This is a genomic window from Clostridium sp. SHJSY1, from assembly GCF_031626875.1.
In the GTDB taxonomy this organism is placed as follows: Bacteria; Bacillota; Clostridia; order Clostridiales; family Clostridiaceae; genus Clostridium.
Map to the genome: position 1 here is coordinate 1 of NZ_JANDMF010000079.1, position 14,744 is coordinate 14,744.

Sequence of the window (14,744 nt, forward strand, 5' to 3'; positions counted from 1 at the left end):
TGAAAGTAAAAATTTATATAATAGTAAGTTCCGAGCCATGCTAAGCATGGTTTTTATTTTTGTATGAATAATTCAGGTTTAATTTATTTTTTATTTTTAATAAAATTATACCATTTATAGATTCAGTATATAGAACTTAAATTGCTGTTCGATATATTTAATAAGATAGAAATATTATTAAAATCAATCTAAAGACGAAAGGAGCATAAAACTTGAGTACACTCCTAAATACACTACTATTTCTATATATAATTTCTATAATTGTATATTCTCTGTTTATAAAACTTGGATTTTTTATAACCAAGTCTTATATTGATATTAAGGCAGTACTAATAACAGTTGTAATCATATCTATTGTTAGCCTCATAACTTCAAAATTAGGATTTGCAGGATCAATAATAAACACTGCCTTACAATATTACTTGCTATACAAAATAGGTGGTACAGATCCTTGGCCTGAAACTGCATTGGCTTTAGCTGTAGGAAAAGGCTTATATCTTTTAACTGGATTACTTTTATCTGTAAATACTTTGCATTTCTAATAAATCAATTTAAATCTTACAGTAAAAAAGCACTTTAAGTGCTTTTTTATTTCATCTATACCACTACTTCTGTCTTAACTTTTTTAAGTTTGTTTTCACATTTTTTATTAAAAGGTACTGCAACTACACCTAAGATTGTAATAATAGCTGTTACAAAAAAACATTTATTATAAACCTTATTACTCTCATCATCTTTTATCTTTGTTGCTTCATCTAAAACTTTATATATCTCCGTTGCTTCTGAATCAAATTTTTCTTTTACAGATACTTTCATTTTATCTGAAACAGATGCCAATACTATTTTCTCTTGATTTTCTATTAACTCATCCACCATGTCTCTTGAAAAAGAAGTATTTTTGCTGCTATATGAATTTTTTATTTTGTCATTTATTATAGATTTAACTTGTTCTTCAAGAACCATATCATTATTAACAGTATCTATTATTCTAGTTTTAGTATTTTCTATAGCTTGAGTTGTATAATGGTTACTTAGAGTTGAAACTAAAGCTATTGCCAAACATGCAGTTAACTGTCTAAAACTATTTAATATTCCTGAAGCTATACCATTTTTATCTTTTGATACCTCATCAAAAGCACTTTTATACAAAGGCGATGCAGAACCAAGTCCAACTCCTACTAATATAAATGCACTTAAAATTATATTCATATTATTCGAACTCTTCATAAACACAAACATAAGATCACCAAGAGACACAAAACTCACAGCTATTAATGAGATAACTCTAGCACCATACTTTTGAGATATAATTCCAAATATAGGAGAAGTAAAAAAGGAAACACAACTTACTATCCCCAATATCAATCCAGACTTTAATACTGAGTAACCTAATTGATTTTCCAAGTAAAAATTCATTAAATATGATATTGGCATATATGCAAAGAATATGACTCCAACTATAGTTATTGAAGCTGTGAAACTTTTTATCTTAAATAACTTAAACTCAATCATAGGATTTTTTGATTTAAATTCATATATAAAGAAAATAATAAGTGAAAGTATTGAAGTCACAATTAAGAAAAGTATTTTTACACTTCCCCACCCATATGTGTTTCCTTTTACAAGGAAAAATGTTAATGCTCCAATTCCATAAGCTAATAATATAGAACCTATAAAATCTATCTTCTTCTCTATTGTTCTATCATAACATTCCTTAACATATCTTGTTCCAAAAAACAAAGCAATAAGGATAAATGGAATATTTACATAGAATATTGCTTTAAAACTAAACGTTTCATTTAAAATCCCACCTACAACAGGACCAGAAGCTGCAGAAATAGAAATTATCATTCCAATCACAACAGCTAATTTATTCATAGCATTTTTACCAAACAACTCTATACCTAAAGGTATAGCTAATGGGGTTAAAATTGCAGCACCAATTCCTTGTATAATTCTAAAAATTATAATCATAGAAAGAGAAGTTGAAAGTCCACAAACTACTGAAGAAAAACCAAATACTACAAGCCCTATTATAAATAGTTTCTTTCTTCCAAAAATATCTGCAATCTTAGAAAAATTTATTAATAAAGCAGAGAAAGGAATCAAGTAAGCTGTGCTCACCCAAGATATTCCTGTTATATCTGTTTTGAAATAATCAGCCATTGATGGCAAAGACACATTAACTATAGTTGAATCTAATACAGTTAAAAAGCAAGCTATTGCTAGAGATATAAATGCTAATATTTTTTCTTTTTTCCTCATAATATCCTCCAAAATTTTATTTTTCAAACCTGAAATTAATTTCATATTCATATAATACTCTTGAAAATTTTGGATGTCAACAAAAACCTGAAATAAATTTCACATTTTATTGACTTTTACTTTTTAAACTCTTATTATTAATTTAGGTGATAAAAATGGAAAGAAAAACAAGAATACCAACTCAAAAGAGAGCTTTAGAAAAATATAATAAAATATTAGATGCTGCTTATAAATTATTTAATGAAAAAGGGTATTACAGTACCACTACAGCGGATATATCTAAAGAAGCAGAAGTTGCTACTGGATCTGTATATGCATATTTCGAAGATAAGAAAGATATTTACCTTAGAGTTCTTGAAAAGTTTAATGAAAGATTTAAATACCCAACTCATGATTTTTGGCTTGAAAATATTGATAAAGAACTTACTAATCCTGAAATTGCAAAAAATCTCTTTAAAATTTTCATAGAAATGATGATAAAATATCATGACTTTTCTAAAATTTTTCATGATGAAATGGAAGCATTAACACTTTTAGATAAAGATGTAGCTACTTTAAGAAATGAGCAAAAAAATATAAGGGATGAAAATACAAAAAAAATGTTTAAAGCTTTATCTATACCTTTTAAAGGTGAAGAAGAAGAAAATATATTTTTTAATTACTCATATTTTTTAATTGATGATCTTTGCCATAAGATTGTATACGATAATGAAATAAATGATATAGATTTGTTTATTGAAAAATGTGTAGATATGCTCTACTTTTTGTTTCAGGATTGTACTAATTATGAAAATTAAAAGCACTCTCATTGTGAAAGTGCTTTTATCTCTTACTATATTATTCTATTATTTAATATTACCCCTTCATAATTCTTTCTCAAATTTAAATACAACTCAGCATTTGTTGCATAATCATAAGGAAAAACAAATATTATTCCGATTCCAAATGCTAGCATCCCTAGAAAGTACCACCCTAAAAATGATAAATCTAATATAAATATATCGAATTTATGCCCTTTTGTCATTTCATTGCTAAGTTCAATTGCTCTCATAACACCAATATTAGGATTATCAGCAAGAATATATGGAACCATTCTATATGCATAACATTTAATAATACCTGGTATAATTAATAACAAAGTCCAAAGAAAGATAAAAATATTTGTTACTAACATAGTTTTTACAATTTCTATATAATTTTTCCCATCAAAAGCGAAACTAAAGCACTTTCCACTATCTTTATATTGAGCAGATTGAACAAAATATTTTCTTCCTCCAACTTCTAAAGAATATCCAATAAGAATACGAAGAACTAGTATTGATAAAACTCCTCCAGATAAAAGCCACCAATGCCTAAAAACATAAAAATCTTCTGCACTTCTAAAATGAAAACTACTTCCATTCCCCCATCCATCTCCTCCTTCTGCTAAAGAGATGACTATAGCAATTAGAAGTGCCTTCAAATAGATTTTTCTTAGAACTAATTTAGCCCTATCTTTTAATTCTCCTCTAGACCACATATAAGTCCTCCATTAAATTTTTTATAAAAATATCATATATTCTATACTAATATACTTTTATTAATATTATTCCAAGTAGCAAATAAAAACTTATCTCTTCAATTACTTATCTAACAAAATAAATCTAAAATCCAAAGTAATAAAATCTTAATTTTCCAAAAAACTATTTTTAACCATTATATGGTATAATATGGTTGTATTTAAAATCTTTTTTGAATGGAGTGGTTTAATTTGAAAAACAAGAAAAAAGTAATAAAAGAGGCTAGAGGATGGATTCTTTCAATTTTAGTTGCACTATCTATTACAGCAATATTCAATAGCAGAGCTTATGCTAAAGTACAAGTTCAACAAAGTTCTATGGAAAATACATTACATAATAATCAACAATTAATAATAGATAAACTAAGCTACAATTTTACTGAACCTAAAAGAGGAGATATCATTATCTTCCTTCAAGGCAAGGAAAGAGGCAGTATAATTGATGATACTTTAGAAACTGCAAGCAAATTAATATCAGGTGACCAAGAAAATAATAGATTAGTTAAAAAAGTAATTGGGATCCCTGGTGATGAAATTGATATTAAAGATGGTTGTGTTTACTTAAATGGAGAAAAACTTGATGAACCTTATGCACAAGGAGAAACTTTAGTTGAACAAGAAAGCCCATTAAATAAACAACCTGAGTATAAAATCAAAGTTGAAGAAAATAAACTTTTTGTTTTAGGAGATAACAGACCTGTTAGTATGGATAGTAGAATTTTTGGTCTTATTGATAAATCTCAAGTTGAGGGAAAAGCAATATTTAGAGTATATCCTTTTAATGAAGCAGGAAAAATAAATTAAAATTCAAAACACTACCTTCAATTATGATATTGGAGGTTATTTTTATAACTTGTACTAAAATGGTTTACTAAATTCCTAATTAATTATTTATATTTAAAAGAATCATTAAATAATTGTATTAAAGAAAACCAGAGTTTTTTTGTAAACTCTGGCCTCATTTCGAAACAAGTGTACTTATGGTGACTTTAAAATTATTTTCGGACCAAACCTAAAATATTAGTGTTAAAATCATTCTCCATGAGAATCACCTCTTTCAATGTTATTATGTTCAATGTAAAATTAAATATACAAATTTAAAATATTATTTATATAATAAATTTAAAAAGCTTTAAATTTTATATTTATTTTAAATTTTCATAAACTTCAGTTACATATTCAATACTACTATCCAAATCTTCTGGTTTTGTTGCTTCAAGGAATATATCTATATATGGAACATTTTCTTTTGCTAAAGATAATAATAACTCATAATTTAATAATCCCTTTCCAATAGGAGCAGCTACAACTTCATTATTTTCAATAACAAAATCCTTTGCATGAATTGCAACTATTCTATCTCCAAAAAGTTCAAAAGATTTTCTCATCATTTCATCTTGATCCTTATAATTTTCTACAGTCATATAATTTGTTGGATCAAAAATCACTTGTAAATTGTTAGACTCAATGTTATCTAACACTCTCTTCATTCTTTCTGGTGTATTAATTACATGTTTTGCTACACCCTCTATTGCAACTATTACTCCAAATTTCTCTGCTTCTTTAACAAGTATTTTTACTGAATTTAAAGTTCTTAAGAAAGCTTCTTCTGTAAGATTTTCTGGACCTTCTACATATTCTTTATTCAAAGCACCTGTTTCTGTCCCAACAAGACTGCACCCCATATCTCTGGCAAATCTTATATGTTCTTTAAATCTATCTAAAAGCTTCTTAAGTTCTGTATCATCAGGATGAGCTAAATTAACATAGCATCCTAATATATCTACACTTACACCATTCTTTCCAAAAGTATCTCTAACATGCTTGGCCATTCCTGGTGTAATATGTGAGTTTTTAAAATTAAAATCTAGTTTAATCTTTTGAAGTGCTAAATGAACACTCTTAAAATTCTTATCTCCAATAAATTTGCTTAAATCTTCTAAACTGTTGTGAACAACATCATGACATCTAACTCCAAGTCTCATAATTGATCTCCTTCATTCATTAGTATTTTTCTTTGCACACGTGTTAATTTATACATTTAATTTTATATCAGTAAGGCTAAAATTACAACCCTTCCCATATACATATCTATCATAATAAAATTATCATACTTTTTTATCCAGCTCTCAATGTTCATTTGCACAATTAAAAATCGTTTTCAAAGCCACTTTTTCATCAATTCGCCTATACCTTTTTTATATTTTATTATCCTAATTTAAACAGAGAATATAATAAATCTGTTGAATAATTTTTATTTTAATTATTCAACAGCATCTATTTGTTTTTAACTAAAAATATGAATTTTAAAACTTAACTCACTTATTAAGTAATTGGAGCTGGGTTAAAAATACATAAATCATTATGAAGTTCATATTTTTCTGCAAAAGACTTCTCTCTTCCACTAGCTACATCTATAATCTTTTTAAATAATTCTGTTCCTATTTCTTGAATAGTAGAATCTCCTGTTGCTATCGGTCCTGCATTTACATCTATTAAATCTTGCCACATATCTTTCATATCATTTCTGGAGCACACCTTAATTACAGGTGCAGCTGCTAATCCATAAGGAGTACCACGACCTGTCATAAATACTTGAAGTGTTATACCAGATGCAAGTTGACATGGACCACACACAATATCACTAGCTGGTGTGGCTGCATAAATAAGTCCCTTTCTACTAGGTTTTTCCCCTGGTGATAAAACTTCAACTATTGGAGATGTACCAGACTTAGCAATAGAACCCATAGCCTTCTCTACTATATTTGATAATCCACCTTTTTTATTACCTGGAGTTGGATTTGCACTACGATCAACTTGTCCATTAATTAAGTAATTATCATACCATTTCATTTCAGCAGCTAATTTTTTACCTACCTCATCGTTAACACAACGTTCAGCTATTAAATGCACACCATCACGAACTTCAGTAACTTCTGAAAACATTACTGTTGCTCCAGCTTCAACTAACATATCTGCTGCATAACCTGCACTTGGATTAGCAGTAACCCCTGAGAAAGCATCACTACCTCCACACTGCATACCAATACAAAGTTCTGATAACGGAAGAATTTCTCTTCTACGTTCATTTAGTCTTGCAAGTTTTTTATCTGCCATTTTCATAAGTGCATCTATCATGGCATCCATTCCCTTTAACTCTTGAAGCACGATTACATTTTCAGGTATTATATCTTCTTCATCTAATAGCATTTCTAATGTTAGCTTTTCACATCCTAATGCTACTACCATTAACTCTCCGCCAAAGTTAGGGTGTTTTGCTAAGTTTCTTAATGATCTAATTGGCACTTTTGCTTCAGGTGCATTAATTGCAACTCCACATCCATAGGCATGATTAATTGGCACTATATCATCCACATTTGGATACTTTGGAAGAAGCTCTGCCTTTATCTTCTTTACAGCTACATTTAAAACTCCAGTTACACATTGTACAGTTGTGCTTATACCTAAAATATTTCTTGTACCTGCATAGCCTCCATTTGAATTTTTATAGCCTTCAAAAGTTTTTATAGGTGACTTTGGAAGCACTGAATTTATATTAGTTCCAAATTCCATTTCATCTACAGATGGTGGAACTGGAAGCTCTAACATATTTTCATTAATCCAATCACCTTTCTTTATTTCTCTTATAGCATATCCTAAAAGTACTCCATATCGTATTATTTTTCCTCCTTGAGGAATATCACATAATGCAATTTTATGGCCTTGGGGAATATCTTCATTAGCTAGTATATTATCCATAACTTCTGTTCCAGCAAGAATTTTATTAACTGCAATGGCTACATTATCTATTTCACTAATCTTAATAAAAGTTTTTTTCTCCATAATACTATATCCTTTCCTTAAATTATTAATTTAGTTTGTTTTTTTATTAATTTTATTGTATAAAATAAGTATATCTTAATCAAATTAATAAAAATAAGAAAACTATTAGAAAAACTTATAGAAGGTGATATTTATGGATTTAAAACAACTTGAATATATGGTGCAAATAGCAGAAGAAAAAAATATAACAAGAGCTGCTGAAAAGTTATTTATTACCCAATCTGCTCTTAATCAACAACTTTTGAAATTAGAAAAAGAATTAGGTTCCCCTCTATTTTATCGTTCTAGAACAAACTGGCATCTAACCGAAGTTGGTGAAATATATATTGAATCTGCAAAAAAAATCCTTGGATTAAAAAAAGAAACGTATAATCGCATTAGTGACTTGATAAATATGAAGAATACACATTTATCTATAGGTTTAACTCCTGAAAGAGGCATATCTATGTTTGCATCAGTTTATCCTGAATTTCATAAATTGCACCCAAGTGTTATAGTTGAACCAATTGAACTTAGTGTAAGAGAACAGGAATATATGATAAATCGTAGAGAATTAGATATAGGATTTTTAACCTTATCTGATGACCTTCAAAAAAAAGATAATACATATAAATCTATTTTAAAAGAAGACATTGTTGTTGCTATTCCTTCTAGTCATCCTCTATCTAAAAATGGAAGTCTTTACAACACTCCATTTAGTGATATTGATTTAAGTTTATTAAAAGATGATAACTTTGTATTAATTTCTAAAGGTAGTACTATTAGAAAGGCTATTGATCCAATATTTGAAGCTGCTGGATTTTTTCCTAATTTATTATTTGAGACAAAAAGCTGTCAGACTCTTATTAATATGGTACAAAAGAATTTATGTTGTACCATATTACCTAAACATTATATAATAGATTCTGAAGATGTTGTTTATTTTTCTTTGCCACAGAAACCAGAATTAAGGTTAGTTGCTATGTATAAAAAAGGAGTTTATTTAAGCAAAGCTACTGAAGATTTTATTAAACTTGCATCTAATTATTGGACTGAATAAAAAAAGCTTTGAAATGTTTATTCATAACCTTCCAAAGCTTTTGTTTATATAATCTAAATTAATTTCCTATTATTGCTTTTCTTGTTCTCCATAAAGTTCCTATGGCAAACCTTGGTTCAAGCTTCCCATCTTCATCTACTATAAGCATTCCAAGATCATCTTTGTAAATATACTCAAATAATCTTTGAGAAAATTCAAAATTTGTTGTAACTACAGGTGCTACTAAAAATAAAGTATTGAAAATATGTCTATAGAATTCCTTTAAATCACTTTCAACAAATTTATTACCTTCCCATGCTTTACATAACATACGAATATTTTGCTTAATACCTTTTGCATTTTGTACAAATGATTTTTGAAGCACTAATGCTCTATAGAACAATTCTTCCCTAAGTGCATCATATTCTTCATTTGTCCAAGGACATGAATCTTTAACTTCATTATTAGTTGATAATTTTTCAAAGAATTCAATATCTGCAAAATTATTTCCATTAGAAGTTTTATATTTATTCTTAATATCTTGGACTATTTTAACTTCCTCATCATATGAGAGCTTTAGACTATTAAAAATCACTTGATTTTCTTTTAATTTATCTAAATCACTTGGAAGTTCATTTTGAATATTTATCTTTAAAGTCTCAAGTTCAGAATAATGTATTTTTAGTTCTTCTCTCTTTTCTTTAAGGTTATTTAGTTCTTGATTAATCTTAGACTTCTTAAAAAATTTTAATACTAACTTAGCAAAAAATCTTGGATCATTTTCCCTATTTAATATACTTTCATTTACAGCTTCTGTTTCATCTAGATTTTCTTTTGACATCTTAGTAATTTCTTCTATTGAATGTTGCTTTTCTTCTATTTCTTTATTAATTTTAAACAATTCATTTTGAAGTTTAGTCAATTCTTCTATTTTATTATCTAGTGCATATACTCTTTTTACATCAGAGATAATTTCTACTTCATAACTCTTAACCTTCTTATATTGAGCAATAAAACTTTCCTTAGCAATATTCCAATGAACCATTTTTTCTTCATCATTAAAATAGCGTCCAAAAGGCTGATTTTTATTGGTATTTAAAAGACTTTTTAATTCCTTCATATCTAATTCATTCCCTAAAGAAACTGAAATAAGTCCCCATGCAGGTTCACCAGTAAATTTTGTAGCTAAATCTGAAAAATATATTTCTCCTAAATCATTTATATCAAAACTACCTGTATGAGTTCTGCTTCCAACTACATCACTAGCATTTTTTAAATTTAATGAAATATTTTTAGCCTTTGATTTATTACTTGAAGCCACAAGAATGCTATACTTTTCTAATTCTTTTGGAAACTCGTAATAAGATTTAAAGAAATCACTTGTTGGATTTTTAAGCTTACGTAAACTAAATGCATTGTTAGGATCTTCATATTTAGATAATTCTACTGCACGTTTAACCACACTATCTGCAACTAATTCTTTAAGTATTATTTGCTTTCTTATTTCTTTTGAACTATCAACATAAAAAATACTTTCAGCTGCCTGAGATTCATAAGTAGCTACATTAATTGCCATCTGTTCCATAAGATTTGGACTTTCCTTGGCTGGCCATTTTCCCATAGAATATTTACCTGGTAGTGTCCATTTTCTTATGTCTTCCATATCTATATCAATTTGTCCATTTATTCTATTATCATCTGTTATATAACTTACTATATTATCTTCACTATTTATATTATTTGATACCCTAGCTATATCATTTATATAATCACTATAAATCATGCTTTCATCTAAATCTACTTCACCTTCAACACCTGGTCTTATTAAACAAAAAAACTCATCTTTATTTAAATAGTCTAATTGACTTAAAATCAAATCCTCTATTTCTATTAATTTTTCTTCCTCATTCACTTGTGAATATGCATTTTCTAGTATACTTCCTATTTTACTATTAAATTTATTTAATAATTCTTCGTTAATATCAATTTCAAAACTTTTTACATTAATTAAAGCAGTTATTGAAAATATAAAAGGATTTACCCTAAAACTTCCTCTAACATATTCACCTCTATAATTAAGTTGTAATTTTCCAACACATGTTATTAAATTTTCATACTCTATTATATTTTTTTCTAATTTCATTACATTATGTAATTTTGTTATTAAATTCTCTACCTTTATTTTGCCTATATACACATGATATATTTCATTTTCTTTCCCATTAACCCAAGGTAAATCTTGCTTTATGTTACCACCTAAAGCAAGATCTTCTTTCCTTTGATTTGGGAAGAAAGGCTTAAAGTACTCCATATTATACCAGCATTTTAAGATCTTTTTGGCTTTTTCTAGTTCACTCATAAGTCTTCTCCTCATCTTTAATCTGTGTTTTGCATAAAATCTCAATGCCTCAAATATATAATCTAGTTCCCTTTAATAGATTTAAATCTTTCAAAATTATTCTTTAATATTTTAAATGCATCATCAAAGTATTGGATACCACCCCAAAGCTTTGCATCTCCAACCATAACTATTCTATACTTAGCTCTTGTAACTGCAACATTTAATATATTTGCCTTACTTCCTGCCCAATTTGCTGCCATCATACCTGAATTTTGATCACATCCAAGGACAAAAATAACTTCATCAGCTTCTTTCCCTTGAAACTTATGTACAGTTCCAATTGAATTTTCTAGCCATTCATCTAGATACTTCATATTAATTTTGTTAAACTCTTTATTTAAACTAAATTCTTCCTTTAATCTAGCTCTTATACAATTTACAACTGAAGTAAATGGTGATATCACATAAATTATTTTTGCTCCTGTTTCAAACAACCTTGGTCCATAAAAATTATAAGCATTTAATATTAACTTTACAACAATTTCTCCTTGTTCTCTAACATAGTGATCTTTATTACCATTTTCACTACCTTGACAATGTATCCATCTTGAAGTTGCAATTGAGAAATTCATATTCTTTTCTGGCTTTATAGTCTCATTAAACATTCTATTTCCATAAGAAACTTTATTGGATATATCAAATATAGGTTCTATGCATCTACGATGTACTACTAAAGGACATCCAACTGATTTACCATTAATCTCACCACAAAAAGGATTAGCCAAATCAGCAAGTTCTTGTACAGATAATTCACTTTGACCATATTCAGAATCTATCTCTAAATTATTAATAAAAATTCTTGATAAAGCTTTAGATGATGTGACAACAGGCTCTACTTGAAGTGGATCTCCAACTACTATTGCCTTTCTAGTTCTCCATAAAGCACCTATTGCAGATGCAGGTGCAGCTTGTCCTGCTTCATCTATTATAAGTGTACCAAGTTCTTCTTTTCCAATATATTTTAATAAATTTCCTACAGAAGCAAATGTAGTTGATATTACAGGTATCACTAAAAATAAAGTATGGAATACATGTTTAAAAAATATTTGTTTGTCGCCTTCAAAAAATCCTTTCTTCTCCCATGCCTTACATAACATGCGAATATTCTGCTTAACTCCCTTTGCATTTTGAACAAAAGCTTTTTGAAGAATTATAGCTCTGAAAAATAATTCTTCTCTAAGCTTATCATATTCCTCATTAGTCCATGGGCATGCTTTTTGAGATATATTATTACTTGTTATATTCTCAAAAAATTTATTATCAGGGAAATTATCAGAAGTAGAAGTTTTATATTTATCTTTGATTCCCTCAACTTCTTCTACAGACTTACTATATTCAATCTGTAATTCAGCATATCTCTTTTCATTAGCCTTAAGTTCATCTAATGCTTTTGAAATCACATTGGAACTACTTGCCTTCTCAACCTGCATTTCTGAATACTCACTCAATAACTTTTCCTTCATTTTATTAAGCTTATTTAAATTTTTAGCAACTATAGATTTCTTTGATATTTTCAATAATAGTTTTTGAAAGAAACTCAAACTATTTTTTAAGCTAATTATACTTTCATTTATAGTTTTTGTTTCCTCTAAGTTACGTTTTTCATTGTTTGAAACATCGGCTAAAATCTTTTCTTTTTCTTTAAGTTCATTAACCAATATAGCATGTTCTAATTCTAGTCTATCTAATTCAGTTTTCTTATCATATGAATCATGTAATATTTTTGCATCTGAAATAATTCCTGCTTGATATCTTTTAACTAGATTATATTGCTTTATAAAACCATCCTTAGCTATTTTCCAATCTACCTTTTTAGATTCATCGTTAAAATAACTTCCAAATAACTGATTTTTATTTGTATTTAAGGATCTTTTTACTTCTTTTATATTTGACATATTTCCTAAAGGTGCTGAAATAAGTCCCCAGGATTTTATCCCTGTAATCATACTAGCCACATCTGAAAAATAGATTTCTTCTAAATCATTTACATCAAATTTTCCTGTATATGTTTTATCTGCTTCCATATCAAAAGCATTTGGCAAATCTAAAGATATATTTTCCACTGCAGAATTATTATTAGAAGCAACTATCATACTAAACTTCTCTAATTCACTCGGAAATTCATAGTAAGTTCTATAAAAATCATGTGGTGGATTTTCAACTGTACACATTTTTAATACAGTATTTGGATCTTCATATTTACAAAGTTCTACTGCGCGATTAACAATATTGTTTGCAACTACTTCTTTAAGTAGTGTTGTTTTTCCTGTACCTGGAGGCCCATTAACTGAAAAAATATTTTTAACTTCCTCTTCCTCAGAAATCCCTATATTAATGGCAACTTGCTGCATAAGACTTGGACTATGCTTAGATGGCCATTTTCCAATAGGATATTTTTCTGGTAATGTCCATTTTTTCATTGCTTCTACATCACTATCTATTTTTATCTTTAATTTATCTTTTTGTTCTTTAGCTGTTATGTAATCTATTATTTTATCATCACTTTTTAGATTATGTAAAACCATTGATATATCTTTTACATAGAAACTATCAAACATATCATCAACATCATCTGAATTTTCACTTTCTGCCCTTTGTTTTACTAAACAGTAGAAATTTTCTTCATTAAAATAATCTAATTGTCGTAAAATAAAATCTTCAATCATTATTAAATTATCTTTATTATTAATTGTTGAATAATTACTTTGTATAATACTGTCTATATTGCTATTAAATTTAGTTATTACTTCTTCATTCATTTCAATGTCAAAGCTTTTATTTTTAATTATTGAGGTTACTGCAAATAAAAACGTATTTATCTTAAAGCTTTCTTTAACATATTCACCTTTATTATTAAATTCAATTTTCCCAATATAAGTTATAGAGTTTTCTCTTTCTACTCCTTCTTCTATATCCATTACATCATGTAATTTTGTTATTAAATCATCTACATTAATTTTACCTATGTATAAACGAAATATTTTATTTTCATTTTCAAACTTCCAAGGAAGATCTTGCTCTACAGCTCCATATAAAACACTATCTCCCTCTTTCTTATTTGGAAAAAACGGGGCAAAATATTCCATGTTATACCAGTATTCTAGTATTTTCTTTGCTTCTAATTCACTCATTCATCTACTCCTTTATCTTATAGTAACATTTGTTTTACAATCTTTTCGGGCAATTTTTAAGAATTATTATTTCACTGGAATTGTTTTTTAATAATATATATGTGCTAAATTTAAATACACAATTCAAAATAAAGATGAAAATTTTTTAGAATTTCTTAATGACAATTTTTAGTGGTATAGAATTCCAATTTAATCATATATACACTTTATTTATATGAACTTTCTAATAATACATATAAAAAATCATATGTATTACTTTGCATTGTAACACATTTTCTATTATTAATTTTTAAAAAATTCTTACATAGCTTAATATTTTGATATTTATTTTGCACTTTTTTGTTATAGAAAGGTGAATTTTGAGGAATATTTGTATATTTTTCTATATTTAAATATATACATCCAAACTATTTTTCTCAAAAATAAAAGCCTTGATATATTTATCAAGGCCCAGACCGTTGACAAAAGAGATATTTTCATTCCTGAAAATATCTCTTTTGTCTTTACTTTATAAAAACATATAAATTT

General features: G+C 27.5%; 10 protein-coding genes. 4 read left to right on the forward strand and 6 right to left on the reverse strand.

The window, feature by feature from the left end:
- Nucleotides 1–212 precede the first annotated feature (212 nt).
- A complete protein-coding gene (locus tag NNC19_RS22495) occupies nucleotides 213–542 on the forward strand; it encodes a hypothetical protein (RefSeq protein ID WP_310940941.1) in 330 nt (109 codons plus the stop codon).
- A 55-nt stretch (nucleotides 543–597) separates the two neighbouring features.
- Here NNC19_RS22495 and NNC19_RS22500 read toward each other — a convergent pair whose 3' ends face one another.
- Nucleotides 598–2,265, reverse strand: a complete 1,668-nt coding sequence (locus NNC19_RS22500; protein WP_310940942.1) for an MFS transporter — start codon at nucleotides 2,263–2,265, stop codon at nucleotides 598–600.
- Nucleotides 2,266–2,420: 155 nt separating this feature from the next.
- On the opposite strand from NNC19_RS22500, the gene NNC19_RS22505 reads away from it, so the two are divergent.
- On the forward strand, nucleotides 2,421–3,062 hold the full coding sequence (locus NNC19_RS22505; RefSeq protein ID WP_310940943.1) for a TetR/AcrR family transcriptional regulator: 642 nt from the start codon (nucleotides 2,421–2,423) through the stop codon (nucleotides 3,060–3,062).
- 35 nt (nucleotides 3,063–3,097) lie between these two features.
- On the opposite strand, the gene NNC19_RS22510 is transcribed toward NNC19_RS22505, so the two are convergent.
- A complete protein-coding gene (locus tag NNC19_RS22510) occupies nucleotides 3,098–3,784 on the reverse strand; it encodes a DUF975 family protein (protein WP_310940944.1) in 687 nt (228 codons plus the stop codon).
- A 231-nt stretch (nucleotides 3,785–4,015) separates the two neighbouring features.
- On the opposite strand from NNC19_RS22510, the gene lepB reads away from it, so the two are divergent.
- Nucleotides 4,016–4,627, forward strand: coding sequence for a signal peptidase I (gene lepB, locus NNC19_RS22515; RefSeq protein WP_310940945.1), 612 nt, complete (start codon nucleotides 4,016–4,018; stop codon nucleotides 4,625–4,627).
- Nucleotides 4,628–4,968: 341 nt separating this feature from the next.
- On the opposite strand, the gene NNC19_RS22520 is transcribed toward lepB, so the two are convergent.
- Together NNC19_RS22520 and garD are read right to left on the reverse strand one after the other, a co-directional pair.
- Complete coding sequence (locus tag NNC19_RS22520) at nucleotides 4,969–5,808, reverse strand: sugar phosphate isomerase/epimerase family protein (RefSeq protein WP_310940946.1); 840 nt, start codon at nucleotides 5,806–5,808, stop codon at nucleotides 4,969–4,971.
- A 340-nt stretch (nucleotides 5,809–6,148) separates the two neighbouring features.
- Complete coding sequence (gene garD, locus NNC19_RS22525; protein ID WP_310940947.1) at nucleotides 6,149–7,666, reverse strand: galactarate dehydratase; 1,518 nt, start codon at nucleotides 7,664–7,666, stop codon at nucleotides 6,149–6,151.
- A 133-nt stretch (nucleotides 7,667–7,799) separates the two neighbouring features.
- Between garD and NNC19_RS22530 the strand changes: the two genes are divergently transcribed.
- The gene (locus NNC19_RS22530; protein WP_310940948.1) at nucleotides 7,800–8,705 is read left to right on the forward strand and encodes a LysR family transcriptional regulator; all 906 of its coding nucleotides are present in this window, start codon (nucleotides 7,800–7,802) and stop codon (nucleotides 8,703–8,705) included.
- Between the two features lie 58 nt (nucleotides 8,706–8,763).
- Here the strand turns inward: NNC19_RS22530 and NNC19_RS22535 are convergent, their stop codons facing one another.
- Together NNC19_RS22535 and NNC19_RS22540 are read right to left on the reverse strand one after the other, a co-directional pair.
- Entirely contained in the window at nucleotides 8,764–11,043 is a 2,280-nt protein-coding gene (locus NNC19_RS22535) for a hypothetical protein (protein ID WP_310940949.1), read from the reverse strand.
- A gap of 62 nt (nucleotides 11,044–11,105) precedes the next feature.
- The gene (locus NNC19_RS22540; protein WP_310940950.1) at nucleotides 11,106–14,216 is read right to left on the reverse strand and encodes an AAA domain-containing protein; all 3,111 of its coding nucleotides are present in this window, start codon (nucleotides 14,214–14,216) and stop codon (nucleotides 11,106–11,108) included.
- Nucleotides 14,217–14,744: the final 528 nt, after the last annotated feature.